General features: G+C 58.3%; 22 protein-coding genes and 1 pseudogene. 12 read left to right on the plus strand and 11 right to left on the minus strand.

From position 1 onward, the window contains the following. Window positions 1-278: 278 nt before the first annotated feature. The 3 genes from WN72_RS25015 to WN72_RS25025 all read left to right on the plus strand — a co-directional run bounded on the left by WN72_RS25015 (window position 279) and on the right by WN72_RS25025 (window position 1,620). Complete coding sequence (locus WN72_RS25015) at window positions 279-488, plus strand: hypothetical protein (protein ID WP_143130649.1); 210 nt, start codon at window positions 279-281, stop codon at window positions 486-488. A gap of 528 nt (window positions 489-1,016) precedes the next feature. Then, a complete protein-coding gene (locus WN72_RS25020; RefSeq protein ID WP_092217286.1) occupies window positions 1,017-1,256 on the plus strand; it encodes a hypothetical protein in 240 nt (79 codons plus the stop codon). An 88-nt stretch (window positions 1,257-1,344) separates the two neighbouring features. Beyond that, window positions 1,345-1,620 (plus strand): hypothetical protein, encoded by a 276-nt coding sequence (locus WN72_RS25025; RefSeq protein ID WP_143130650.1) that lies wholly within the window; start codon window positions 1,345-1,347, stop codon window positions 1,618-1,620. Window positions 1,621-1,802: 182 nt separating this feature from the next. On the opposite strand, the gene WN72_RS25030 is transcribed toward WN72_RS25025, so the two are convergent. Further along, on the minus strand, window positions 1,803-1,982 hold the full coding sequence (locus WN72_RS25030; protein ID WP_092217288.1) for a hypothetical protein: 180 nt from the start codon (window positions 1,980-1,982) through the stop codon (window positions 1,803-1,805). 62 nt (window positions 1,983-2,044) lie between these two features. Between WN72_RS25030 and WN72_RS25035 the strand changes: the two genes are divergently transcribed. Both WN72_RS25035 and WN72_RS25040 read left to right on the plus strand, forming a co-directional pair. Further along, window positions 2,045-2,326, plus strand: a complete 282-nt coding sequence (locus WN72_RS25035) for a hypothetical protein (protein ID WP_092217289.1) — start codon at window positions 2,045-2,047, stop codon at window positions 2,324-2,326. A 2,146-nt stretch (window positions 2,327-4,472) separates the two neighbouring features. Continuing rightward, window positions 4,473-5,912 carry an IS1182 family transposase gene (locus WN72_RS25040; RefSeq protein ID WP_092217291.1) on the plus strand — a complete coding sequence of 480 codons (1,440 nt, stop codon included), beginning with the start codon at window positions 4,473-4,475 and terminating at the stop codon, window positions 5,910-5,912. Window positions 5,913-6,668: 756 nt separating this feature from the next. On the opposite strand, the gene WN72_RS25045 is transcribed toward WN72_RS25040, so the two are convergent. Then, window positions 6,669-7,346, minus strand: a complete 678-nt coding sequence (locus tag WN72_RS25045; protein WP_092217293.1) for a helix-turn-helix domain-containing protein — start codon at window positions 7,344-7,346, stop codon at window positions 6,669-6,671. Window positions 7,347-7,864: 518 nt separating this feature from the next. On the opposite strand from WN72_RS25045, the gene WN72_RS25050 reads away from it, so the two are divergent. Then, complete coding sequence (locus WN72_RS25050) at window positions 7,865-9,643, plus strand: arylsulfatase (RefSeq protein WP_092217294.1); 1,779 nt, start codon at window positions 7,865-7,867, stop codon at window positions 9,641-9,643. A gap of 214 nt (window positions 9,644-9,857) precedes the next feature. Here the strand turns inward: WN72_RS25050 and WN72_RS25055 are convergent. The 4 genes and pseudogenes from WN72_RS25055 to WN72_RS25070 form a co-directional block, all read right to left on the minus strand. After that, window positions 9,858-10,491, minus strand: a pseudogene (locus tag WN72_RS25055) (tyrosine-type recombinase/integrase). Window positions 10,492-10,947: 456 nt separating this feature from the next. Further along, on the minus strand, window positions 10,948-13,578 hold the full coding sequence (locus tag WN72_RS25060) for a hypothetical protein (protein ID WP_210339296.1): 2,631 nt from the start codon (window positions 13,576-13,578) through the stop codon (window positions 10,948-10,950). A 77-nt stretch (window positions 13,579-13,655) separates the two neighbouring features. Continuing rightward, entirely contained in the window at window positions 13,656-14,873 is a 1,218-nt protein-coding gene (locus tag WN72_RS25065; RefSeq protein WP_167380931.1) for an SIR2 family protein, read from the minus strand. A 46-nt stretch (window positions 14,874-14,919) separates the two neighbouring features. Beyond that, entirely contained in the window at window positions 14,920-15,243 is a 324-nt protein-coding gene (locus WN72_RS25070) for a hypothetical protein (RefSeq protein WP_092217297.1), read from the minus strand. Window positions 15,244-15,663: 420 nt separating this feature from the next. Here WN72_RS25070 and WN72_RS25075 point away from each other — a divergent pair, with 420 nt between their 5' ends. The 4 genes from WN72_RS25075 (at window position 15,664) to WN72_RS25090 (ending at window position 20,456) form a co-directional block, all read left to right on the plus strand. Continuing rightward, entirely contained in the window at window positions 15,664-16,413 is a 750-nt protein-coding gene (locus WN72_RS25075; protein ID WP_143130651.1) for a hypothetical protein, read from the plus strand. A 214-nt stretch (window positions 16,414-16,627) separates the two neighbouring features. Beyond that, a complete protein-coding gene (locus WN72_RS25080; RefSeq protein ID WP_092217313.1) occupies window positions 16,628-17,311 on the plus strand; it encodes a recombinase family protein in 684 nt (227 codons plus the stop codon). A gap of 166 nt (window positions 17,312-17,477) precedes the next feature. Next, window positions 17,478-19,268: an adenylate/guanylate cyclase domain-containing protein gene (locus WN72_RS25085; protein WP_092217300.1), complete on the plus strand. Its 1,791-nt coding sequence runs from the start codon at window positions 17,478-17,480 to the stop codon at window positions 19,266-19,268. A 123-nt stretch (window positions 19,269-19,391) separates the two neighbouring features. After that, complete coding sequence (locus WN72_RS25090) at window positions 19,392-20,456, plus strand: IS110 family RNA-guided transposase (protein WP_194482925.1); 1,065 nt, start codon at window positions 19,392-19,394, stop codon at window positions 20,454-20,456. 581 nt (window positions 20,457-21,037) lie between these two features. Here the strand turns inward: WN72_RS25090 and WN72_RS25095 are convergent. Further along, window positions 21,038-21,373, minus strand: a complete 336-nt coding sequence (locus tag WN72_RS25095) for a hypothetical protein (protein WP_092220943.1) — start codon at window positions 21,371-21,373, stop codon at window positions 21,038-21,040. 797 nt (window positions 21,374-22,170) lie between these two features. Next, window positions 22,171-22,995, minus strand: a complete 825-nt coding sequence (locus WN72_RS25100) for a COG3904 family protein (RefSeq protein WP_143130882.1) — start codon at window positions 22,993-22,995, stop codon at window positions 22,171-22,173. Window positions 22,996-23,060: 65 nt separating this feature from the next. Between WN72_RS25100 and WN72_RS25105 the strand changes: the two genes are divergently transcribed. Both WN72_RS25105 and WN72_RS25110 read left to right on the plus strand, forming a co-directional pair. Further along, the gene (locus WN72_RS25105; protein ID WP_092220937.1) at window positions 23,061-23,306 is read left to right on the plus strand and encodes a helix-turn-helix domain-containing protein; all 246 of its coding nucleotides are present in this window, start codon (window positions 23,061-23,063) and stop codon (window positions 23,304-23,306) included. A gap of 90 nt (window positions 23,307-23,396) precedes the next feature. After that, entirely contained in the window at window positions 23,397-23,909 is a 513-nt protein-coding gene (locus WN72_RS25110; protein ID WP_092220935.1) for a hypothetical protein, read from the plus strand. A 93-nt stretch (window positions 23,910-24,002) separates the two neighbouring features. Here WN72_RS25110 and WN72_RS25115 read toward each other — a convergent pair whose 3' ends face one another. From WN72_RS25115 to WN72_RS25125, 3 genes are all read right to left on the minus strand, one after another. Next, window positions 24,003-24,221, minus strand: coding sequence for a photosystem reaction center subunit H (locus tag WN72_RS25115; RefSeq protein ID WP_092220933.1), 219 nt, complete (start codon window positions 24,219-24,221; stop codon window positions 24,003-24,005). Window positions 24,222-24,255: 34 nt separating this feature from the next. Beyond that, window positions 24,256-24,498, minus strand: a complete 243-nt coding sequence (locus WN72_RS25120; RefSeq protein WP_244554028.1) for a hypothetical protein — start codon at window positions 24,496-24,498, stop codon at window positions 24,256-24,258. Window positions 24,499-24,632: 134 nt separating this feature from the next. Beyond that, a complete protein-coding gene (locus tag WN72_RS25125) occupies window positions 24,633-25,244 on the minus strand; it encodes a recombinase family protein (protein ID WP_092220931.1) in 612 nt (203 codons plus the stop codon). Between the last annotated feature and the right edge of the window lie 190 nt (window positions 25,245-25,434).

Raw genomic sequence — 25,434 nt, forward strand, 5'->3', positions numbered from 1 at the left:
GATTGGCTGCCCATTCGGTCCCGATCAGCGCAGGTCCCTTGCGCTCTCGATCGTAAACCATCCAACCTGTGCTTCCCCTCCGTACGATGAACCTGCTCGTCCTCTGCCCTCTTTCACTCACCATGGCCTCCCGGTCATTACTGCTCTATGGCGAGTAGGCCGCACTCGACCAGCTTCAGCCATGCCTCCTTGTCGACGCTCGATGGTACTGTTCGTCTTCGCCTCCGAGTATCCTAAGTTGATTGGGCGAGTGTCCTTAATTGGGAACGGCTCCCCTCGTGTATCGTTTGGTGGACATGATGACGCCAGCGGAATCCTTGGAATTGGCAGAGCGCTTCGCCTGGGCCGCAGATCAGGCTTGGGACCCGATCTCTAAGTCCCAACTCGAAGCCTTGGATAAAAGCTCCTCTGTGCTCGCCAAGAGCGCCGCCGTTCTAAACCGCTCCTCCCAGGCCCTTGAGATCATAGAGCAGCGCCGGAAGAAGTAAGCCGCCTCGGCCCGTGTGGAAGCGGCCTAATTTGTTCTCTGGTTAATGTATGTGCGAATGGAACACTTGGACGGATGGTCCATTAACCGGCATGGACTAGCCGACCCAGGATTGTACGATGGCATCGAGCGCAATCGTCCAACCAAGTATTGGCGCATGCGAGCGGAAGAGTTCGCCCAAGGCTGACAACGCGGAACATCAACAAACCAGAGATACTCTTCGGCGAGCCGCTGAGAGCTACGACGAGTTAGCTAAGCACTTCCATTCATGGAAGGGGACGCACCTGAGGCGGACTTAATCTGCTAGGACTTGGACCGTGGATTTGTTCGTCGCGGGAACAGCGCCTGCGGCCGGTGCAAAAGCCGCAGGCTCTGCTCTGTGCCGCAACGTTCTGCACGATCGGCTCGGCAGGCTAATTTGCTAGCACAGAGGTCCACCAGCGCGACCGGCGGCGTGCGGCAATAAGCACCCCGCACTGGCTCGCCATTCTTAGGAACACTCTCTCAACCCGATGTTTGAGCGATTATCATGTTGGTTCTTTCGCCAGAGGTACACAGGATTTTGCGGCGGGCCCGGCTATACGGCTACCTGATCGAGCGAAACGACCAGATCTATCAGCTGACCGCCTTTCATCCAGTTTGCACGAAAGCGTTTGCACTCCTCATGGTCGAGGGCGGCTGGTTGACGAAGAACGGCGATCGATACGAGCTGACTACCCAGGGACGTGAAGTGCCGACTGAATTCCGGCGGCAGAGCAACAGGCAGTGAAACTCGGGCGTGTATTCATTTTCGAAACAGGTGATCAACACGGAGTACGGGCACTCCAGCGTGAACCGGGGGCCAGGGAGTAGAGATCTTGGCGGAGACTGCATGGCTACCGCTGGTCGCAATGCTGAAGTTGCCCCACTGGCTGATGATCGCAGGGGCGTTTCTTGTGGTCGCCGGCTCTATTGGTGTTCTCGTCGGCGCAAAGAAAACAAAGAACACGGTGTACGTGAATACACACCCCGACGCTGCTACCGATACTCCGCGCCGGCAGATGGCGCCTTCCCCAGAGCTTCTCGATTCTAAAAGAAAACCCCGCAAGGATGACGACGGCAGGACATCAAAAGAGCAGGGCCCGCCAGCGTGAACGGGTCGCAGCAGCGTCAAAGAAGTACGGCTCCAGCTTGGGCAAAACCGGAGCCGCTATTTCCAATCTTCTGACCACGGGTTCGGGGGACAGAAGCTAACGGTAAACTGTGGACCTACAGATCGGTTCCCACTGGCGACCAGTAGAAAGCGAAAGGCGCCCGGCCGCCAATTGAGGCGGCCTCAACGCGCGCGTCGTTCTTCATCCTCGATAGCTGCGAGCATATCGTACTGCTTGGCGAGTCCTATGAGGCTCTTCGCGATGTTCCTAAGTACGGTGGCGGCTCGTGGATTGACGCCCGCCACCTCCGCCTTGCTCCGATAATCCATCGCTAGCGTCAGACATTCTTCGGCAGTCCGCATTTCAAGCTCCGTGCCCCATCGAGCCGGATCTACTGCAACAGACGACTTAGGAAAGTTCAAGAATGAACTTAGGGCGCTTGGCCCGCCAGCGGGAACCGGCGAAGCAGAACGTTCGCTATTTCCGAAGATTCGGCAAGCCGCGGCTGGCTCATTCGTCGCATTCAACCCGGTTGAGAGCTGGTCACGAGACTGCATCTGAAGACATCGCTGAAGAGATCGAGCGGCGAGTGGCCGCCGAAGGTCAGGATATCTCCGACGGATTAAAGGACTTCATCGAGAGCCAGCTCAGGCGCGCGGTCGGCGTGCGGGTGGCTCTGCCTCTAAGGAGCGCCAGCAATGCATGAGAAAGGAAAACCCGTCGGCGCTCGACAACCCCGCTAAGCCGACCATAACGCCCGTGCACGATCTGCGGTGAGATATTCGACATGCGCAAGCTCGACCAGGTGCTTGATCATCTGCACGGCCAGGAAGTTGAAGAACAGCCGACGCAGCACTAGCGGAAAAGAGAAAGTGACATGCGTACGTTGCGCGGATGCCCGCCGGGTGTGTGAAAGCCATCGCGACCGGCCTCGGCTTGCGGTTGCGGAGGAGCCGGCGTTCCCTGCCCCGTCTGCAACAACGCCGGCCGAATGAACTGCTTTTGTTGCCGGAGGGCTTCGAACGAGTTTCACTACGACCGAGATCGTGCGGCCGCTTCTTCGCAAGAAGTCGCGTTCAAAGCGACCACGTGACCCGACTTGGCGGCGCTTCTTTGCAGTCTTACTCTTGCTCGCCTTCTTGGCCTTTTTCTTCTTCTCGACCCGAACACCTTGAACCTCGGCGACGCGCGTTAGCGGCCTTGCCCGACGGTTGTCCTCTCTGGCTCGCGATGCCCCGCCGTATGCACGCCGCCGTCCTCGACCGATCGAGCGAGCATCACGGCGGCCGTTAGCATGAAGGCCAATATTGCAATGCGCTGCATGCCCTCAAATGCTCGGCCTGGCCGATCAGTTGCCCGCTCGCCTAGGAACGGAGGGTGGCGCTCACCCATTATCGCCCCATGGAAAACGCCTCCCAAGACCGAGACGCCCGCGAGACGACGGATGATCCCCGGCAGCAGACCGACGAACCCACCCACAGGCAGACGAACAAGCCGTGGACGGGCAACCCCGAAAAAGACCAGCTCCCCGGGACCGGCCCGATATCGACCTGGAGAAATGGCAGGAGTCCACACCCACTAAGACCGGAGTAGCGTGATGTACCAAACGAGGGAGTACCTGGAGCGCGCTGAGAACTGCGCCGAGCTTGCGGAGGAGGCCGAGACCTCTCCCGCCGCGCGCCGCTTCCAGAGGATGGAGGCCGCGTGGCGCGCGCTGGCCGAGGAGCAGCGGTGGCTGGATGGGGAAGTGCCCCCGGTGCGACTCGTACATTCGCCGGTGTCACACTTTAGCGCGTTACAACAGCCGGTGCGTCATAGCGCTGGGGTGTGCCGGGATCGACCGAATGCCGATGAGATCGTACGGAGCACGAATGGATCAACGTCGAACACCAGTGCACCCGGCCATATCCGCCATAGCTAGAGACTTCGCGTCCGCAACATCACGGCTTTCCGGAAACGATGCCGGCCTCCCGGACGATCGACGAAGCTCCGACGCTGCTCAAGCAAAAAACGCGTTTTCAGAGGACGCGAAAGAGAAAGGCGCCATGCGCTGTCCTGGTATCAGAGGCCGGTGCCGCGCGTTCCGCACCATTGGCGTGGACGAAAGCGCAGCACAACGAGACTTCGGCCTTGCCTACGGTTACACGCTGACAAGAATAAGCTGCCTGGCCTCGCGGGGTTTGTCGGAGATAGCCGCTCATTATTTTTATGCATCCGTATCATTTGATACGACGTGGATGACTTTTCTGAAGATGATACGCGCGATAGTTCATCGGCCCTCCTTGCGTCGGGCGACGCTCGGGCTGTGCCGCGCTACTTGGAACTGACGGACGAAAGCATCCGTCAGACCCGCGCCTTGCCAGCTTGTGGCATCCATCCTTGCCTGTCCACGCCCATGCTCCACAATGAAAGCAGTAAACTGTCCAACCTGTATCGCGGCGGTGAAAGGTTCACAGACCAGCAATCCCTTTAGCGCTCCCGCGGCAGTTACCTCGATAGCCGCGCATTGTGTCCGGACATTCGCCCGCGTGCTCGCGCCACTGCGGCGTCTCCGATAGGTCTCGTACGCGTTTCCTACGAATCATTTCACCGTCGACCAAGTTGTAGCAAGTCGCCGTAGAAGCATATGGGCAGTTTCAGACATTGAGCTGAAATCTGTCCAACTCCAACTACTTGCCGTGCCGAGTGTAGAGGAGTGGATATCCGCTGCATCTTGATGATGTGGGATGTACCGCCGCTAAGTCTGCTTTGCTCCAAGACCGGTAGCGATGGCCACGTCGCCTTTTGATCCTGGCTGTGTAAAAACGGCGGGCTGCTATTATGATTCTCCTGTGATGCTTTTGGGGGAATCGATGAGGCGCTTCGTTGAAGAGGCGGATCGTGGGCAGCGGACGCTGTTGCCCGAATGCCTCGATGACTTCATTGACGAGAGTAACCCAGTTCGCGTGATCGACGTATTTGTCGATGCGCTCGGTTTGGCTGAGATGGGCTTTGAGGGTGCGGAGCCGGCGGCCACCGGCCGGCCGTCGTACCATCCCTCGGTGCTCCTTAAGCTTTACATTTACGGCTATCTGAACCGAGTGCAGTCGAGCCGGCGGCTGGAACGAGAGGCCGGGCGCAATATCGAGGTGATGTGGCTGCTGGGTCGGCTCGCTCCCGATCACAAGACGATTGCGGACTTCCGCAAGGACAACGGCCTGGCACTGCGCAAGGTATGTGCGCGCTTCGTCGAACTTTGCCGCGAGATGGGCCTGCTCGCGACAGCGAGCGTCGCCATCGATGGCAGCAAGTTCAAGGCCGTTAACAACCGGGACAGGAACTTCACGCGCGCGAAGGTGGAGCGGCGACGTGCTCAGCTGGAGGAGAGCGTCGCGCGCTACTTGAGCCAACTTGACACGGCCGACCGACAGGAGCCGAGCGAGGCGCTGGCGGCGAAGGTGACGAGGCTTACCGAGAAGCTGACAAAGCTGAAGGAGGAAATGGGCAAGCTTGCTGCCTCCGAGAAGCAGATGTTTGCTTCGCCGGATCAGCAGATCTCGCTGACCGATCCGGATAGCCGTTCGATGGCAACCAGTGGCCGCGGATCCGGCGTTGTCGGCTACAATGTCCAAGTCGCCGTCGATACCGACCATCACCTGATCATCGCGCATGAGGTGACGAACAGCGGCTCAGATCGGGCACAACTTGCCAACATGGCCAGGCAGGCGAAGGCTGTTCTGAAGACCGAGACGCTCGAGGCCGTTGCCGATCGTGGCTACTTCAGCAGCCCGGAGATCCTCGCCTGCCACGAGGTCGGCATCACGGTAACTCTGCCCAAGCCGCTGACTTCGGGCGCCAAGTCAGACGGACGCTTCGGTAAGCAGGACTTTGTCTATTTGCCGGAGGAAGACGCCTATCGTTGTCCGGCCGGAGAGCTATTGCCGTATCGCTATACAAACGAAGAAGCCGACAAGATGCTGCGGCGCTACTGGACCAATGCCTGTAAGAATTGTTCGATCAAGGCCCAGTGTACGCCCGGGTCAGAGCGACGGATCGCGCGATGGGAGCACGAGGATCTGCTCGACGCCGTGCAGCAGCGGCTCGATGCGAACCCGCTCGCTATGCGCCTTCGTCGCGAAACTGTCGAGCATCCGTTCGGCACGATGAAGGCACGCATGGGAGCGACGCACTTCCTGACTAAAACCCTTCCAAAGGTCGCCGCTGAGATGGCCCTCTCGGTTTTGGCCTATAATCTGACCCGAGCAATGAACATCCTTGGGATCAGGCCGCTGATCGCCGCGATCGTGGCCTGAGGTCGGCTCAGTTTTGGCTTCAAGACTGACGGCCCAGTAAGGCCGTTTTTACACGGCCAAGACCCATAGCGGACGGGTACCGGCTAAATCGGCTACGTTTGATTAGTTCCTGAATAGTTCCGTGTGCGGATTGAAATAAACCCTTGGCCTTATCTTCTTCCTAGCTGCACATTTGTTCCATCACCGCGTATTCCGAGGCTTCTATCGGTGTGTGAACGCCAGTTGCGCTCCGCCTCTCATCAATGGAGCAGCGCCATGGGTCCAGGCAGACCCAATCTCTCGAAGAGCGGCTTGTTCAGGAAGCCAATCGACTGCGCGAGGAGAAGCCCCTGCGGCGCGGCCCCGAGCGCGAGCAACTTCTGCGGAAGGCCCGCCAGGCTGAGACCGGTTCGCATATGAGCGAGGGGTTGAGGTCGCCTAGCAAAGTCCGTCAGAAGGCGCGTACTGATTTGGAAAACGCCAAACGCTTTCGGCAAGGCCGCCGAAGCTTTACAGATGGCCGATCAAGTCGGCAATGAGTCTAGGCGCGCAACATTACAACATATCGCCGAGAGCTATAGCTCGGTCGCGCAAGGTCTAGAAGGTATAGCAAGTTCGGATGCCTCCAACGGAATGGGACCTCCACTGTGCTCTGGGTGCGGGAACATCATGAAGTGGTCCCGCTCCCAATTGGTAAAAGATGGTCCGACAATGCGTCACGTTTTTCTTTGCGCCGCATGTGGAAGTGCTATCGAGACTGAAGGCAAGGCAACCATGTCACTTGAAATCAACGGCGCGAAGTCTCATCCGATCCAGAATAACGATTTCACGCTGCGTCGAGCCGACGAAGTTGAGCAATCCAGCGTGACGCATTCTGGACAAGGCACGAGATACAGTCTCAAGTGACAGCCCGAGATAATCGGCGATATCCCGTCGCGTCATCGGGAGAGCCATGACTTGCGAAGCTTCACGCTCGTCCATTTCCACGAGAAATGCGGCCACTCGTTCAACTGAGTCCTTGCGACCCAAAAGCAGCATATGATCCTCGACGTGCTTCAGATTTAGCATCGCCATGCTGAGGAGCTCGCGGGTTACGACGGTATCTGTGTCGGCTACCGTGTCTAAAGTCCGACGCTTGATCAACCGCAGTGTGGTCTTGACGATTGCCTCCGCTGTGAACCGGTGGGTACTGGCATCAACAAGACCGAAGATATCTCCCACCAGGTGGAACGCTCCAATCTGGCGCCGGCCATCCGAGAGCAATTTGTATGTTCGCACGGCGCCTTTTTTGACTTGATAGACGTATTCGGCCGGCTCTTTCTCGCCGTAAATTTCGGTGCCCTTTTTATAGGTGATCTCGTTCAGGTTTACCGCGGCATCTGATTGGCTCGATATACCAAAGTCGCCGAGCGTACTGAGGTGGGACGTGTTGTTTCTTGTAATGCGCAGAAACATCGGCTGCTCCAATCACAATTCACATTGAAGCGCGGCTGCCGAAGCGTAAGCGGCACCTGTCCCATAGAACATTGTACCAAGGTACAAGGTATTAATTTAGACGGCGTCGAAGCTTATCCATCAATTTGCGCAGCTCATTCGCATAATCAGCAATTATGCGCAGTGCCTCGTCGGTCCTGCTCGCTTTGCGACCAGGTCTGCGCTTGCGTATCTTTGGGCCGGGCGTGGCCTTCATATTGGCAGTCTGATTCCGATACCGAGATCTCCTTTGAGCTAAATCAAAGCTCAAAGATTCTGCTTACCTGGACCCTTCAGCTCGAGGTCTGCTTATGGCCCGTTGCTGACCTTCGCTCGGAGAGCCGAAAAGTCTTCTTCCGGGAGATAAGCCGGCCAAGGTGAAGCAGCCCGCCAAGGGCAGCCTATGACCCGACTCGGACATCCTTTGATCTGGATCAACCCTGAAGTGTGCGCCGCTCCGATTTTGTGCACCTCAGCATCTGTCAAAGGAGGATCGCGCCATGAGGAACGATGACATTCCTAAAAACTCCAAGAGAGCCGAGCTGACCAGCGCAGGATTGAAACGTCGCGATTTATTATTGAGCGGTACTTCACTCGTCGCCGCTTCCGCGCTTTCGGCTGTCGGGCTCACAAGCCCGGCCCAAGCGCAGCAGCGACCGGGAGCTCCCGCAGCTGACGGAAAGCGTCCAAACATCGTCGTCATAATGGGCGATGACGTTGGTTGGTTCAACATCGGCGCCTACCATCGCGGGATCATGTCGGGCAAGACGCCGAACCTCGACAAGCTGGCATCTGAAGGCATGATGTTCACCGATTATTACGCCGAAGCAAGTTGTACGGCAGGTCGGGCGAACTTCATCACCGGCGAGTTGCCGATCCGCACTGGATTGACGACCGTAGGCCAAGCAGGTGCCGATGTGGGGATCCCGGTTGAGGCTGCGACGCTCGCCACCGCCCTGAAGGCACAGGGCTATGCTACCGGGCAGTTCGGCAAGAACCACCTTGGCGACCTGAACAAATATCTCCCGACCGTGCACGGATTCGACGAGTTCTTTGGATATCTGTACCACCTCGATGCCATGTCCGATCCGTACTGGTACTCGTTCCCCGCCAACCAGGATTATTACAACAAGAACGGCCCGCGCAGCCTGATCCATAGCTATGCGACCGATACCGACGATCCGACTGAAATGCCGCGCTGGGGCAAAATCGGCAAGCAAAAGATCATCGATGAAGGTCCGTTGCCGCCGTTCCCGGATATGTCGAACGTGCCCAACATGCACGATTTGCCCTTCCTGAAGGCGAAGTATGACATGACGACATTCGACGAAGTGTTGGTTAAGTCTTCCAGTGACTTCATGGACAGAGCCAAGAGGGACGGCAAGCCGTTCTTCGTCTGGCACAATACCACGCGCATGCACGTCTGGACGTTCCTCTCGAAGAAGTACAGCGCGATGCAGAACAGCGAGACGAACTACGGACTCGAGGAAGCCGGTATGACGCAGATGGATGACAGCATTGGTGCCCTGCTGAAGCATCTCGACGACATCGGTGAGACTAACAACACGATCGTCATCTTTACGACGGACAACGGCGCGGAGGTGTTTACCTGGCCGGATGGCGGCATGACCCCGTTCAAGAACACCAAGGGCACCGTTGGCGAAGGTGGCTTCCGCGTGCCGTGCATCATCCGATGGCCGGGCGTGATCAAGCCGGGGACCGTCGAGAACCAAATTATGTCCGGGTTGGACTGGTTCCCCACTCTGGTCGCCGCGGCAGGCAATCCCAATATCGGCGAGCAACTGCTAAAGGGCGTGAAGCTCGGCGAGCGGACCTACAAGAACCATCTGGACGGCTACAATCAGATGGATCTGCTCACCGGAAAAGGCCCGTCCAAGCGTCATGAGATCTTCTACTTCGGTGGCGCGCAACTTGGTGCGGTCCGCATCGACAACTTCAAGTTCCAGTTCTATCAGCAGCCTTGGGGCTGGCCGGGCGAGAAAACCACCACCGACATGCCCTCGATGGTCAACATTCGTCAGGATCCGTTCGAGCGGACGCCGTTCATTCGCGGCGAGTCGTCAAACGCCGGGGCATTCGGCTATGGCAACGACTTTTTCGCGCGTGAGTTCTGGCGCTTCGTTCTGGTTCAGGAGTATGTCGGGAAGTTGGCTCTGACGGCAATCGAATATCCGCCTATGCAGGACCCGGCTTCATTCAATCTGGAATCGGTGAAAAAGAAAATCGAAGAGATGGTCAAGCACCGCGAAGGTCAGTAGGTCACCTCGGATCGTAACTGCTTCCGAGAGGCAAGCGGTAGCAACAAGGGAACGTATGTCACAGATGCGCTCCCTCAAATCGCAAAGCCACGCCTATTTGTTTCTCGTGCGGCCCCTGCGCTTTGACAAATTGCTTCCCTAATCGCGATGTCTGCTAGTGGCCCGAAGCAGCTGATGGCCGATGGGCAGAGGGTGTCCGCTCTGCCCCGGTAATTCAGACATCGACCTGTTCGGCAATCGCGAGCGCGTCGTCAACTTCGATGCCAAGGTAGCGGACCGTGCTTTCGATCTTCGTGTGGCCAAGCAAGAGCTGCACGACTCGCAAATTTCCTGTGCGGCGGTAGATCAGCGTTGCTTAGTACGGCGCAGGGAGTGGGTGCCAAACACCCTCGTGTCAAGCCCGATGCTTGCCACCTATTCGGCAAGAAGGCGAGCATATTGGCGGGTTGTAATCGCCCGATCGCGCGCCCACGGCGCCCTGTAAACAAATACTCACCTGGCCTCTTGCAGGTCTCCTTCAAGAGGTCGTCGACGGCTTGCCAGATTTGATCCGTCAACTCGAACTTGACTGGGCTTCCGGTCTTCTTCTGCCGGACGGCCGCACGATCAACCGTATAGCCATTCGGAGCGACATCTTCGACCCTCAAGGCGACGACGTCGCAACCACGCAACTTACTGTAGATCGCAAGATTGAAAAGAGCGAGGTCGCGGGTTCGTCTTTCGATCAGGAGACGGGTTCGGATCGCCCAGACCTGGTTTGGTCGCAACGGCGGCTTGGCTCCGATCAGCTTGCCCTTGTTCCAGGGCGTGCGACGGGCGACGGTGGCGAGACTGTCTTTGTCGGGCATGTTCGTGCTCCTCGGTTTCTAGGGGCATCGAGCATGCGCGGCGGCGCACAGATTGGATCTGCTTTCAGAGATTTGCGGCCGTGGGGCCGCTTTTGGTCCGCGGCGAATGATCCAAAGCCGACTTGGGCCGCCCTGCTTTGACCGAGCGGTCGCCTCAACTCTAGCTCCAACCTCGCTGCGTCAAGCGCCGACCCAATCCCAACCAGTTTGCAGCTAAGAACAGGAGGATTATCGCCATGACAACAAAGAACACGCATCCGCCCGCGAATGAAGGACGATCAGAAGGCTCCGGTGCCCTTCACGCCTGCTCGCCGCGCGGGCCAATCTGTAGCTTATCACCGTAGTTGTTCACGCGAACAACGGGTCGCGTGCCGAAAATTGCAGAGTACGTAATAGTTTAGCTCAAGCGTTTAGAGGAGCGGTGATCCTTCGATCCGCTTTATTGGCGGGAGCTTGTCAATGCCTTTCCAGTGCAGATAGACGCGCGTACCGCGTGTCGCGAACCAGTTTCGGGTTAGCACCCCGTATGGCGACCAAGGCGCGATCCAGATCGAGCGGATGCACAGCACGCTCCTCGCTGCCGATGGTCATGTCGAGGAGCGTCAGAAGCGCCGACGCGGCCTCCCCGATTATTTCTCGCAAGTTTTTGCCATCGGCGTCACGCTCATAGAGCCCGTAGTCATGCAGCGACCAACAATCGAAGGGAGTTAGGAAGCGTGCGATCGCATCGACAGCTTCAGCGAAAGCAGTACCTGATTTTGCAGGAAGCCTAGCAAGTTCTTTTGAAAGGCTCGGTGACGCCAGCGTTCTCTCCAACGGCCAAATGGTTTCAAAGAATGGCACCACTACCTTTCTAAGACGGTCTTCGCGCGATGACCGACGGTCGTCGGCTTCGATAAAGACCCCAGCAATTCGTCCGCCAGCTGCACGAAGGCGGTCTGTTCCAAGCCTCAGCATCTGCTGCACGACCCTCTCCGGTATCGATGGCTCCCTGCCGTCGTTCTTATCGAGAAGAACGCGGTACACCACGCGTTCTCCTAGCCTCGCGCGGGTCTCTATCGGCAGCGCACTGGAATGCGCCACCTCGGCCATCCGCTCTCCAATTCTCAGCATTGTGTCGTAGCGAAGAACGGGATTTCGCGAGATGGCATCCCACACCTCAATTTCAGTTCCGTCGGCGTTGTTCAACGGATCCAGAAGGTTCTGGTCCGTCCATGCTTCGTCGGCGCGCCGCATGTATTCTAGCGACGACAGAAACCGATGAAGCACTTGCAGGCGGGTTGCGCCTGTCGCTCGCGCCGCGCTATCTCGCATGTCCCTGAGTGCACCACTCGCAAATGGATGCGGCACCTCATTCAAATTGGGGCACATGCGCAGAAAGGCCGTCATCATGACTCCGGCCGGTGTGTTCAGGGCGGCCGTAGCCAGGCGCTCGCCAAGGTCCGAGTCTCTCTCGCCCAAGAGGTCCGTGACCTCGTCGTCTTTCGAGGGTGTCCCGCGTTTGTTGGTGACGTCGACCGCTGGCGGCCAAGCGCGAAGCCACAGCGCTGAAAACATCGGGTTGCCCTTTAAACTCCCGGCCCAATCAGCAATCCAGCCCGACAAGCCATCAATCATAGTTTCCAGATGACGTTCCGGCACGGAGTTCAGGAGCGTCAAGATTACGAAAGCTCGCCCTCTTTCTAGTTCCGCCTGGATTGTGGCCTCTTCTGTTGGGGCGGACGTTTGGTTTGCAGGGCGCGAAAGACGTAAGACTTGGCCCCATACTCCAGGGCTGTTGGCGCTAAGCTCTGGCGAGGCGGAGAAAAGTTCAAGAATCTCTGAGAGATGGGATTCCAAGTACACTTGTGCCGCGCCGGCGTTTCCCCATCGCTCTTTGCTGAACGCGTTCTCCAAATTGCGAACTGCCGAAGCCGAATCCAAGGCTTCGAACGTTTCTTCCTCCTCCTGCATCCACCGTGTTGAAGACGTCCCTTCAAAGTCGAAATCGACGGTGGTCACATTTGGTAGTTCGTATTTTGCGGCAATATTCTCGATCCAAGCCTGGGAAATGTCACTGACTTGAGCCGGCGCTGCGAGAATTCTCTTGAACTCGATACCGGCGCGAATGTGCCGATAGCGCTCCAACTCCTTCGGCACGGGCTTATTAGTCCAGAGCGTTTTGGGGGGAAGGCGCTGAATCCTCGTTTCCAGTGCCAGTTTTGCAGCCTCATCCAGATCACTGAAGCGGCGAGCTCGAAGCTCGGCGAACTCCGGATATTCGGCGACTTTCCAAAATTCTTTGTCAGTAAGATCTGACAAGAATTTCGATAAGCATTCAGCGGAGGCCAGATTGGGGTTTCGTGCCAGCGCAGCCCACAGCCTCTTGAAAAGGGCCCACTTACTGGCGTTCCATCTAACAATCCGAAGCTTCGCGTTCTCGACGTCGATGCGTGCAAGAACCTCGATTGCCTCGTACAGAAGCTTCGTCACGGGTGCAAAGCCATGTCGATAAGCATCAGGATCGCGGCCTGAGTCCTCCTCGCTGCCAGCGAAGCCCGAGACGTGGTAAACGCGCCGCACCTCCGAGTTCGTCAAGTCGATCCCTTCGGTCCAGCCAAGCCGCTGCGCAACGTGTAAACCATCTAACAGCGCCGCCTCTAGCCGATCTGCTAGTTCGTCTGCAAGAGCAACGTTGGTGATATCTTCAAGGCCGACGTCGTGAAGGGAAATAAGATCGCCGCTGGTCATGGAGATGAAAACCAAATCTCCGAGCTTACGAGGCACTTTCGGCAAAGCGGGGCCCCCATACAGGCTCCAATCCTCTCGCCTCTTTATGCGGGGCCATGGCCGAACAAGATCGACCACCTGACGCAAAACGTCGCCATCAATGCTCTTCTGCCGCGCGCGCGCTATCAGTCCATAACGTGTATCGGGACCCGTCTGCGGCATTGCAGACCACGATTCCAGAAGCCAAGACCAGGCGGAACGAAACGGCTCCTTCATCTTGACGGCCGCACTTGTGATCAAATGCCGGATCGCGAGCCGCTCTTCGTCGTGTTCGCTACCTAGTTCCAGTGCCCATTCAATTGAGGAACGATCGTTCAATCGGTTCTGTAGGAACGCGATTGTTGTGGCTCTGATTTGTTGAGCCAGTTCGCGACCTCTAAGGGTATGGTCATCAGTCATCGTGGTCCCGCCACGTCTTCTCGCGTGATTTCATTTATATACCCGAGCCACCGCGCTGATGCTCCACCTCCGCGGAGCAAACCGGCGAACGATTCCCGTTCGGATGGTGTCGCTCTGCGCACAAGGTATCGAAAGAGTGATCGGTCGGCCTCGGATGCCGCCTCTAGGGTGGAACTCGTGATGCGCCTGATCTGCCGGCGTGACCAAGCGTCGTTAGCAGGCGATGGAATACTTTCCGCCCAATTCCTCATTAGTGATCGTAGCTGGCTGTGATTGTCGCGCTGATTATACGCGATTGGAACGATTCCTCTCGCCTGCCAATAGGCTATGTCGACGGCGTTGTCGTTCCCGACCGGAATGATTGCATACCGCGCCTTGATGTCGGCAAAATGCGTCTCATCTCCCGCGATCGCATTCATAAGATAGCGCATCGGCGCGTCGCTAAGACTGTAACCCACGAGGACCAGATGGAATATGCGTGCCGCGTCGTAGATGAACTCGGCCGCGATCCGCCGACGTAAATACACATCGCCGAAGTCTTGATCAGTCAGTACGAGATCGGAAGCGCCATCGTCTTTTCCCAAGGCGCCATGAAGGTGGAAGATTCCCTCGAATTCTTTTCGCCGGCTGGGACGAGGCATTGCACCCAACGCATAAATCTTCGGCGATAGTTTCCTGCGCGAGGCAGCTGTTCCGAGGAGGGCGTCGAAATTCGTAGTAGCGATGAATGGGCGGCCGAAACGTTGTCCCAATCGTGCGAGCGATACGTGTAGTTCGTTGGTCTGTCGCGTGCGGGCCAGGATCTCCGAAACCGCTTTGCGCATCGAGCTAGCGCTGCTGGCGCCAGAATCGAGCCTGCGCTCAAGCATGCCCAGCACCACATCAAACTCATAGCCCGTGAAGGCCCGCAACTCGGCTTGCTGACCAGCGTTCAAACCCGCGGTGTAGTCCCTCCAAGATGTTCGCGAGATGCTACCGGCATCACGGGCCTTCTGCTCTTCTTTGAAGATCGCATGCAGCTTTGCTGCAACTGCAGTATCGAGACGATCGTACACTTGAACGACAAGTTCGCGGAAGTCGGGCAGCGACGAAGGGGCTGGTCGAGATATTCCCGCTCCTGTAATGAACAGGACCTCACCACGATCACGAGCCAGAAGGAGTTTTTCGGGGATGGGGGGAAGACCGTCCCCGAAGGTTACAACATCATCCGCCATTGAAGACTCACGAACTTTCTTACCGGCAAACTCTATGGGGGCCGGCTCACTCGCTGGGATTATTGGTTGACACATGTTGCCGGCGGTTGCCGACCCATTTCAGTTTGGCGGCAGCATAGTCGGACGACTGCTCCTCAACAGTCGTGATTTTGTGTCCCCAATCCTTGGACTTCGCCTCGATCACACCGACGGCGCGCTTGTCCACGAACAACACATAATCCGCGGGGCCTGTGTCGGTGGGATATTCGCTCACCGCGATGCCGCGTCCCACGCTCCAATCCAGCGCAGCCTTGTCCTGAACGTGCCACCCCGCTTCGGCCAGCTTCGCGTCAACCCGGTCGCGCACGATTTGCTCGGGATTTTGGTTCACCCTGCCCCCACCACATCGAAATACTGGCGCGGCTTGCGCCGCGAATCGACTATTTTATGGCGCATAGAAGTGGGGATTCGGTCAATATTCTGCGTCGAAAGAATCCGTTTGAAGTGGTCTTGCGCGAAGTGCTGCTGCTTCCACCTGAACAAATGTTGAACATTCGGTGGGGCGCCCAGTGGGGCCGGGCCGTGGCCCGTCATTGCCGCCGATCACCCGCCGTAACTAAGACCCCAAGGGCGAGGCTTCGGCCTCGCCTACCCCTTTATTCTCCACCTCGCCGGCCGCGCCGCGTCCGGCTCTGGGAGACAGTTCGCGTGCTTGGCCGCCAGCTTAGGACGTGGCCTGCTGTGCTATAGAAGTATCGCTGCGGTCTATGTTGGTAGAAGATGTCTTTCCTCGAATTCCTATAGGATCAGAATGCCCGTTGATGTTTCCTGCTGGCATTTTGAGTACCTACACGACACACCGCGCGATCGTGCGCTTCGCGCACACGATCCGTCACTCGTGCCGGACGCGGAGTCCTACGACTTCCCCGACGTTGACGCCCTGCTGAAGCATCTGGACGACCCAGGCAACGACGACCGCGCCCGATTTCAGCAGAGCATCGCGGAGCGGCTTGTACAGGACCCAGATGTCGCAGCGATTAAAGCCCTCTACACGCCGCTCAAGGATCTGAGACACTTTCCGGCCTACCGTCGCCGCCAATACGATAGGTACCATGCGGCGGCCCGGCAGATTGCAGATGGGACGGCCTCGGAAAAGGATCGGAAGCTTATCGATGGGCTCGACGCCGAGATTGCCGCCTCTAGGATATCGCTGGACCATGGTCAGATATTGTTTCATGGGCGATGCAACGACCTGCTCGTGACGCAGCATCCCTACCCGAGCTACGTCTCTGCGACACTCGATCCCATCGTTGCCCTCAACAGCGCCTTTAGGCGGGCGGGCATTGATTGCGTCAATGGTCGCTCGGTTGTTCTGGTCCTCAAGTTATGCGTACCTCTGCGCGCGCTGTGGGGCCACGTCGGAAGGTCTCAAGAATGGGAACTCCTCCTGCCGCGTGGCATCGATTGGAAAGAGACCGAGCGCCGGTCGGGAAAAACCTTCGACACCATACACGCAACAGCGGTTAGCCATGGCCTCACGTCCCGTAGCTTGGCACCGTAGCTTTTGATTTTGCAGTTCGGCATCCCGCTGCAAAGATTAGCTCAATCACGCCCTTAGCTGCTTTGGGTCGGAGGAGCCCCGTTCCGCCGACCTGCCAGCGATAGCCCTCCTCGCCTCCGCCTCGAGGCTGTGAAGGTCAAGCTGGGCCTGCCCCGCAGCCACTTTCATCGCGCGGAATTCTCAAGAAATCCGTACAAACATGCGGGGTAACCTCATGGTAGGAAAAGAAAAACGAGTAAAATCTATTGCGTATCTCCGCACCTCATCAGCTGCCAATGTCGGCGCCGACAAGGACAGCGATCGCCGGCAGCGCGCTGCGATCGAAAGCTTCGCAAATGCGAACGGGTATGAGGTGGTCGGCGAGTTCTACGACGCGGCGGTCAGCGGTGGAGACCCGATCGCAGAGCGACCGGGTTTTGCAGCGATGCTCGACCGCATCGCCGGCAACGGTGTCAGGACCATCCTTGTCGAAAGCCCAGATCGCTTTGCGCGAGATTTGGCGGTCCAACTCGCCGGACATGATCATCTCCGCAGCCTCGGCATCACGCTGATTCCCGCGAGCTCGCCAGACTTCTTCATCGAGGACACACCAACGGCGGTATTAGTGCGCCAAGTGCTGGGCGCCATCGCGCAGTTCGAGAAGGCAACCACGGTGGCGAAGTTGCGCGCCGCGCGTCAGCGCAAGCGTGAGGCGGTCGGAAAGGTCGAAGGCAGGAAGAGCTGGGCGGAGCTCAGTCCAGAGCTGGTTGCCACAGCAAAGCGTCTACGGCGGCGATCGCCGAAGGGTCACCAGCGCTCGTTGCGTGAGGTCGCCGATGAACTCGCCAGATTAGGCTTTACCAACGAACGCGGAGCGAGATTTTCCGCATCTTCGATTGCTTCTATGCTTTCTGCCTAGGGCGTGACCTTACGCACCTGGCCGTAACTGATGTCCGCTCACCCTCAACAGCGGCGGAAGAGCGGACATCGCTCGAAGTCGCAGAAGGGCCAATATGCAACATCGACCTGGGTGGGCATCTTGTTCCAATTGTTGTACAGTCGCATCCAGGTCTGGATTGCGGGCGATGGTGCAAGAACGGCCAGTCAGGGTCGAGCGCAGGTTGTCGGCGATATTGGCGGCCGACGTGGCTGGCTATTCGCGGCTCATGCATATTGACGAAGAGGCTACGCACGCCAAACTTACCGCGCTCTTGGCCGACGCCGTTGTGCCTTCAATTGCCGAACACGGCGGCCGTATCGTGAAGAACACTGGCGATGGGTTCTTGGCGGAGTTTACAAGCTCAGTTGAGGCAGTCCGAGCCGCTGTGCAGTTTCAGACCCGCATCAAGGAACTTACCATCAACGAGGAGGAAGACCGGCGAATTGCTTTCCGAGTCGGCATCAATGTTGGCGACGTAATCGTCGAACCCTATGACATATTTGGAGACGGAGTTAACATCGCGGCGCGGCTTGAGGGCATCGCAGAGCCTGGCGGCATCTGCATTTCGTCTTTTGCCTACGATCAAGTATGGGGCAAGATCGGGGTTGAGTTCGCCGATTTGGGCGATCAGAACCTCAAAAACATCGCTCGCCCGGTTCGGGCCTATGCCGTGGCTCGGGTTAAGTTTGGCCCGACAATAAAGGGCAGCGGCACGACACCGATCCCCCACCCAGCGCCGCGCCTGTCCATCGTCGTGCTACCCTTCGCGAACCTGAGCGGTGATCGTGAGCAGGACTATTTCGCGGACGGTATAACCGAGAGTCTAACCACGGACCTGTCGCGCATCGGTGGTTCATTTGTAATGGCACAGGACAGCGCCGTCTCATACAAGGGCAGAGCTGTCGATGTCCGCCAAGTCGGCCGCGAATTGAATGTTCGCTACGTGCTCGAAGGCTCAGTGCAACGCAGCGGCAAGCGACTTCGGATGAATGTTCAGCTGATCGATGCCAGGAGCGGCCAGCATCTTTGGGCCGAGCGCTTCGAGAAGCCTTTCGGCGACCTGTTCGATATGCAGGACGAAATCGTGTCGAGGCTCGCCGGTACATTAGGTGCCCAGCTCATCGAGGCTGAGGCGCGACGAGCCGAGCGTACGCTGCATCCCGATGCGATGGACTTGTGCTTCCAGGGCCGGGCCTGGTTGATGAAGGGGATTAGCCTTGAATGCGTGACGCAAGCGCGGGGCTTCTTCGAACGCTCGCTGGAGTTCGATCCCGGCAACGTCGAAGCAATGATTGGTCTGGCAAATGTTGATACGGTAGTTGGAGGTAGCTTTACGACGGATGATGGGCCCGCGCGGCTTGCGGCGGCCGAGGCGATGGTGAACAAGGTATTGTCGATTAGGCCGAACAGTGCCTCAGCCCACATGGCTCGGGGTTGGGTCCAGACCTTTACGAACCGGGCCGCCCAAGGCATCCGTGAGTTCGAACATGCGTTGGCGCTGGCTCCGAATTTGGTCAACGCTCATGCGGCCCTTGGTTTCGCAAAATCCTACATAGGTCGCGCTACCGAGACCGAAGGCCATGTGCTCGAAGCTTTACGGCTCTCTCCTCGGGACGTTTTCGCCTACCAGTGGGCGTGTTTTGCGGGCGTGGCCAAGCTGCTGCTTGGTTCCGACGTCGAAGCCGTCAGTTGGCTGCGACGAAGCACCGAGGCGAACCGTAACTTTCATCTCGCTCATATATCGCTCGCCGCTGCCTTGGCCTTGACCGGCGCGCTCGATGAGGCGCGAACTGCTGCGAGAACGGGGCTTGCGCTCAACTCAGGTTTCACCATTCGTCGCTTGCTCGCAGCTCAACAAAGCGACAATCCAATTTACCTTGCCGGGCTGCAGCGCTTGTGTGAAGGCTGGCGCCTCGCTAGCGTGCCGGAAGGGTGATGAGCGCTTCGGGCCGACTTCAGTGCTTTACTGCCCTACGTCGGCTAATGGGATGGTCCGGCCGTGCTCCGGCCCTGCCAGCACGAGAAGCTGGCAAGGGGCGCTCAAGACAAGGAGCACGCCATGTCTCAGAAACTCAACGCGGCGATCGCCGTGATCGGCATCGACATCGGCAAAAACTCGTTCCACATCGTGGGTCAGGATCACCGCGGTGCCATCGTGCTGCGGCAGAAGTGGTCGCGCGGCCAGGTGGAAACGCGGCTCGCCAACCTGCCGCCGTGCTTGATCGGTATGGAGGCCTGCGTAGGCGCCCATCATCTCAGCCGCAAACTCCAAGTACTTGGCCACGACGCCCGCCTGATGCCAGCGAAATACGTGCGCCCGTATTCGAAGGGACAGAAGAATGACTTCCGAGATGCGGAAGCCATCGCCGAGGCTGTCCAACGCCCGACCATGAAGTTCGTCGCGACCAAGACCGCCGATCAGCTCGACCTTCAGGCACTGCACCGCGTCCGCGATCGATTGGTCGGTCAGCGTACCGGCGCGATCAATCAGATCCGTGCGTTCCTGCTGGAACGGGGCATCGCCGTGCGGCAAGGCCCGCATTCCCTGCGGTTCGAGTTGCCAGGTATCTTGGCAACACGCACTGATGTGCTCTCGCCTCGCATGTTGCCCATCATCGAGGGTCTGGCGGAAGACTGGCGCCGGCTGGATGAGCGTATCGAGGGTCTATCTGGCGAGATCGAAACACTAGCCCGTCAAGATAGGGCCTGCCAGCGACTGATGACGGTGCCTGGCATTGGCCCAATCATCTCGAGCGCAATGGTGGCTGCGATCGGCACCGGAGACGTGTTCTCGAAAGGCCGCGACTTCGGCGCCTGGCTTGGACTTGTTCCGAAGCAGATATCGACCGGCGACCGCACGATCCTCGGCAGTATATCAAGGCGCGGTAATCGCTACCTGCGCGCGCTGTTCGTGCAAGCCGCGTGGGTTGTTCTGGTAAAGGTCAAGTGCTGGGAGCGCTATGGCCTCAACTCTTGGATCGAAGCCGCCAAGAAGCGATTGCACCACAACGTGCTGGCGATTGCGCTCGCCAACAAGCTCGCCCGGATCGCCTGGGCGGTCCTCAACAAGGGACGCGCCTTCGCGTGCGTCAAGATGGAGGAGACGGTGTCCCGACCTGCTTGATCCTCGCGCCGTGCGCGGGGCCGTCAAGGCGCAGCCTGGCAGCAGGAGAGCAAGACGTCAGGACAGCACGACGGCCGGCTTTGACGGCCCCTTGCGCGCGGCGCGTCTGCGCGCGCAGGCCGGGACGAAGGAACGGCCGCCAGGCACGAACGAAGGAACAGCGCGAAGTGAGGAGCTATCGATGACGTAACAACCCTTACCCGCCGAGGTCTGCGAGAGGATGAGACGACGATGGAGAATCGGTCTTCCCGGCACATGTGAACCCTGGTGACCCAAATGGCCCGGTCGAGGCCTGTCCGCTAACCAGATCACATGCGCGCTGATATCCATGATGGCCCGGAGCACTGCGCTCCAAACAGAGGCCGGATACATTGATGCAAGACCGCATCTACCGGATCGTCGAAATCTTCTTGCACCCCACGGCCGGACCATACATTTGGGTCAAACCGGCGGTCAACGCAACCATCGTACGACGTCCGGTCTCCCGCAGACAGCCGACATGGCGGCGCTCCTGGGGGTGTTCAGCCGGGCGGACAGAGGCCCCAACTTGCTTGGTCCTGCCAATGACGAGCGCAGGCTTGCTACTGGCGCATCGCAGCGATCGCGGCGAGAACGCCGATATAGCAGTTGTCCCAATCAGCGCCAAAACCACCGCAGGCAGCGAGCTCGTCGTCACTAAGCCGTTCTCGGCAAAGATTTCTGACAGCCATGCCGGCGGCAAAATGGAAGAACGCCAAATTAGAACTGAGAGGAAGTCCGCGAGCGTGTAGGTCGCGAACCGTCGCAAGCATTTCGGCTGGAAGGTGGGCTGCCACATGCAGCTCGACCTTCTTCCGGACCGGCTCCGGGACCCGCGCCCACGTCTTTACGGACAGCGAGTCCATGTCGAACGGTTCGTCGCAATAAGGCAGCTCCATGGAATACCCGTTCAGTACCGATGGGAGGCGAGCGATGACGGACGTACGTCCTCCGCATCATTAGTTCAGTTGGTATTCAGATTAGCCTTTTTGCGCTCAAATCATCGAATATGGCAGTCGCGGAGCTAGATGCACTGCTGCCGTTTCCAACGAAGAGGCGGCCGCCTGCGCTCACCTCGCCTGACCCCACCCAAAGACTACGCCCGGTCGCCGGTTCAACTAGGCGAGCCCTGAAAGCCGTTTGTCGGCTGTAACGATGTATCGGGGAGGAGATTCCAGTCATTGTCCCCGACGTGCTTCCGGCCAACGCCACACTTGAAACGTTTCCGCTTCTCGTAACGGTCCCGCTGATATCGGTAGAACCAGAATACTCCGCTTGAAAAAAAGTCCCAGCGTACTCTCTGACAACGCCAGTGTCGCCAACATTAATAATTAGAACGGCATCAACATTGGTCGCAGCGAGAACTTTTCGGATTTCCGCATCGTTGTAACTGCGCGTAGGTGGGAGCAAAATATAGGCGTCGTCTGCCAGAATGCCGCGTTTAGCGGCTTCTTGCGCAATACTCGTTTGGAAACTTGTTGCTAAGCCGGTAGGCGCAACTACGTAGGCCGCCAGGTGTTTGACTGGGCGCGCCGGAGGATCTCGATCCGCATAACCTTGCATGGACGTTGTGATGCAGCCGGACAACAAAGCCGCTGCTAGGCACGGCAATATGGATGCAAGTCGCATTATGGTTGGCCCCCAAGGTATGCGTGCCTAAACTAGTGCGCCTCTAGCCATGGTTGCAAGCACCGCGTCACGGCTGACCCGTTTGCAAAATCATCTTCCGACAATCGGGAGATGCCTCGGGCCCAGAGCAAAGAAGTTTGGCGCGAGATTTGCGCCTATTGTATTCTCGTCGATCCAGCCCCAATGCCTTCGCCTCTTCCAGATCCCTCACTTCCTGATCGATCGCCCGCTGTTGCTTCTCCGCGCGGTCGACGCCCAAGAGTCCGTAGCTTGCTAGTTGAGAAGCGGTAAGTACCCTGTTGTCCTCTGGTTCAACAGCAATCATGTCATCCGCCAGTTGCGGAGACACATCCATCTCGCGAAGATAGTCGCGCATCAGGCGCAAAGCACTCTCAATCTCGTGCCGCGCATCAGAAGTATATGAAACTAAATATGGACGATGGATACCAACTTTGCCAGGGGCAAAGACGGCTCGATCGACCGCACCGGCAAGCACAAAGACGCACGCGCTGAAGCAGACGCCCTCGACCATCACAGACTCTCGTTCTTGCCGCAAGAGCCTACCAATCTTCATCGCCGCGATCACACTTCCGCCCGTGCTGTCGATCGAAAAGCGGTGACCATAGGCACTGAAATCGAGCGGTTTGCCCTTGAGAGCCTTCTCAGGACAAATCCCGCCATTGGCAATTTCATTTTGTTGCTGGTGGTATTTCGTAAATACCTCGCGGACTTCGTCGAAGGTAGCATCCTCTATTGGCCCAGTGATATCGATCGCAAAGCCAATCGATCGGCCATCGCATGAGACCTTCCCAACAACCCCTGCCTGAGCAGGATCTATAACTGAAAACAGCAAGCAATAGAGAACTAGGCTAGCTAGCGCGGTTTTGCACACCCGAATGCCCTCCCTGTGCACTATAATGCGTCGCAATGTATTGCACGGTCTGTCGCATTGTGTCCATGGCAGAGGACGTGCGACAGCTGGTTGGAGATAATGTTAGGCGGCTTCGCACTGCCGCTGGGCTGTCGCAGGCGGAATTGGCTAATCGGTTGGGTGTCGATCGCTCTTACGTAAGCGGACTTGAGCTTGGGACCCGCAACGCGACTATCGTGACGCTCTGGCATGTCTCGCAAGCGCTAGGCGTGAGCTTTCAGGAAATTTTCGCTGAAGGGACGAAGAAGACTCGAAGATCGAAGGGAGGCTGACTACCTGCAAGATGGGCGTGACCCTGAACAAGCAGGAAGCACCGGTCTGAACGCCCCAATCGGCATTACCGACTGTGCTGGCAGGTTCTAATGGTGGGAAAATCCGAACCCGAATATTACATCCAGCTGTGCGCGCAAAAGTACGCCCAGATCACTGAGAACATCGCAGCAAGCTCGTCGGCTGGCGAGATCGCCGAGATGAAACACAAGCTCGCTATCATCAAAGAAGCCGCTCTCGAAGAGGCCAAAGCTGAACGGCGATGCAGGATGTGGAAGCTCCCAGAGTTCTTGAAGGTCATTGTTGATCGAGGAGGAGCCCTGGAAAAGTCGATACCAAGAGCGGATGCGCTGAGCTTGATTGATTTTTTCGCCGTTCCGCCAATGGGCACACTGGGCTTGCTATCGAGCTCACAGCTCGACCATCTTGCCGACATGTGCGAAGGCTGGGCTTGCACGCCGAATTTGCGCGATTATGAAGCGGCCCGCCTGAACGGCATGGCAATAGGATTGCGCCGACTGGCCGAGTATCTAGGGCCTCTTCACCGGCCTCATGAACCAACTAAATCGCTTCATGGGTTAACTGAGCGGGATGCGTCAGACTGAGTAGCATTGTTTAGGTACTTCCGCGGCAGGGCGCGCGGTGACTCGCGGTGTCTCGCGAACCGAACGCCAGCGCGGCTGCAAGGCCGCGGGCGATCAGCTCTCGATGTGCTTCACCGTCGCGATCGGCCATCGACCCTCGTGCCCCGCGATCGAGATGCGGAGCCCATGCTCATCATCGAGGAAGACGCCATCGATTGTGCCAGCCTTGCCATCAGTCAAGACGACAGCCTTGCCAACTAACTCTTTCTCGGCCTCGTGCAATTCGCGCAAGATGTTCATGGCTCGTTTGTCGCCTGTGCGCGAGGCGCTCATGGTACCAACTCCGAACGGGCCGCCGATCAGTTCGTCAAGCGCGGGCGATCTCAACAACCTCGCTGACCTTGTTTTCGGCGTCGTAGATCTTGACCTGGAGCCGAGGGGATCGGTTCTTCAGCTGTGTGCCAGCTTCCAGGGCGCTCGCTTTCGCCGTGAAGGTCGCCTTGACATGACCGTCGACGATTAAGGCATAACCGGTCCGAAGAGATTCAATCGATGCCTTGGTTGTGCGGGCGGAGGTTGCTGGTGCTGCCATGCTGCGCTTCTCGCGCATGGGAGAACTCCGCTTGTCTGGGGATACTGCCGATAACTGCCCGCCGTCCCTGAGGTTCCTCTCACCGGCGGTCCGCGCGCTGCTCGAAACGAGCCGCATAGGCGGCCCGTCGAGACGCTGCTGTCGGATGGGAATTAGGCGGCCTGCTTGGCAATCTTCGCGATGGTGGCGCGGCTGCACCCTGTGGCGGCCTGGATAGCGCTCCAGGACATGCGAGCGGCGAGCATGCGAGCGATGCCAGCGTTGCGCTCGGTGTCAGCCGGGCGGCCCTTATAACGGCCCTCCGTCTTCGCCTTGGCCTGTCCTTGCGCCTGCCGGCGGCGACGGTCCTCATAGTCCTTGCGCGCGATCGCGGCGAGCATATCGAGCAGCATGCCGTTGATGGCGTCGAACATGCGGGCGGTGAATTCGTCGCCGTTGCCCACCGCCATCATCCAGCTGGTCGGCAGGTCGAGCGCGACCACGCGGAGGCGGCGTGCCGTCAGCTCGGCTTTGAGCCTTTCCCAGTCCGCTTGCGTCAGACGGCTCAGGCGGTCGACCTGCTCGATCAGCAGAACGTCACCGGGCTGTGAGTCGGCGATCAGTCGGAACAGCTCCGGCCGCGCCAGCTTGGCGCCGCTCTCGCTCTCGACGTACCAGGCGGCAATCTTCAAGCCGCGATCGGCAGCGAAGGTCTTGAGCTGATCGCGGGCGCGGTCGGCGTCCTGATCGTCGGTTGAGGCGCGAAGATAGGCTCGGATGAACATGTAAACCCCCGCGAGTCTGGTTTGGATGGTTCACATGAACATGGTTCAGTTAGGTTTGTCGAAGCATATTATTGAACCATGAATGGGGCACACCCAAATTGAACCAGACAAGCCTAAGCTGTCGCGCGCTCGAAGCGCCTCGACCGGCCGTTACCGCGGCCGGGAGAAGTTCTGGGTCAAGGTCGAGAAC

Source organism: Bradyrhizobium arachidis, from assembly GCF_015291705.1.
Lineage (GTDB): Bacteria > Pseudomonadota > Alphaproteobacteria > Rhizobiales > Xanthobacteraceae > Bradyrhizobium > Bradyrhizobium arachidis.

Coding starts and splice junctions, on each gene's coding strand:
- WN72_RS25090 (WP_194482925.1), top strand. CDS start 19,392: ATGTCTCAGAAACTCAACGCGGCGATCGCCGTGATCGGCATCGACATC.
- WN72_RS25065 (WP_167380931.1), bottom strand. CDS start 14,873: ATGGCGGATGATGTTGTAACCTTCGGGGACGGTCTTCCCCCCATCCCC.
- WN72_RS25125 (WP_092220931.1), bottom strand. CDS start 25,244: ATGTTCATCCGAGCCTATCTTCGCGCCTCAACCGACGATCAGGACGCC.
- WN72_RS25095 (WP_092220943.1), bottom strand. CDS start 21,373: ATGGAGCTGCCTTATTGCGACGAACCGTTCGACATGGACTCGCTGTCC.
- WN72_RS25080 (WP_092217313.1), top strand. CDS start 16,628: ATGGTAGGAAAAGAAAAACGAGTAAAATCTATTGCGTATCTCCGCACC.
- WN72_RS25115 (WP_092220933.1), bottom strand. CDS start 24,221: ATGAGCGCCTCGCGCACAGGCGACAAACGAGCCATGAACATCTTGCGC.
- WN72_RS25035 (WP_092217289.1), top strand. CDS start 2,045: ATGAACTTAGGGCGCTTGGCCCGCCAGCGGGAACCGGCGAAGCAGAAC.
- WN72_RS25050 (WP_092217294.1), top strand. CDS start 7,865: ATGAGGAACGATGACATTCCTAAAAACTCCAAGAGAGCCGAGCTGACC.
- WN72_RS25075 (WP_143130651.1), top strand. CDS start 15,664: ATGCCCGTTGATGTTTCCTGCTGGCATTTTGAGTACCTACACGACACA.
- WN72_RS25120 (WP_244554028.1), bottom strand. CDS start 24,498: ATGCGCGAGAAGCGCAGCATGGCAGCACCAGCAACCTCCGCCCGCACA.
- WN72_RS25110 (WP_092220935.1), top strand. CDS start 23,397: ATGGTGGGAAAATCCGAACCCGAATATTACATCCAGCTGTGCGCGCAA.
- WN72_RS25105 (WP_092220937.1), top strand. CDS start 23,061: ATGGCAGAGGACGTGCGACAGCTGGTTGGAGATAATGTTAGGCGGCTT.
- WN72_RS25030 (WP_092217288.1), bottom strand. CDS start 1,982: ATGCGGACTGCCGAAGAATGTCTGACGCTAGCGATGGATTATCGGAGC.
- WN72_RS25040 (WP_092217291.1), top strand. CDS start 4,473: ATGAGGCGCTTCGTTGAAGAGGCGGATCGTGGGCAGCGGACGCTGTTG.
- WN72_RS25020 (WP_092217286.1), top strand. CDS start 1,017: ATGTTGGTTCTTTCGCCAGAGGTACACAGGATTTTGCGGCGGGCCCGG.
- WN72_RS25085 (WP_092217300.1), top strand. CDS start 17,478: ATGGTGCAAGAACGGCCAGTCAGGGTCGAGCGCAGGTTGTCGGCGATA.
- WN72_RS25045 (WP_092217293.1), bottom strand. CDS start 7,346: ATGTTTCTGCGCATTACAAGAAACAACACGTCCCACCTCAGTACGCTC.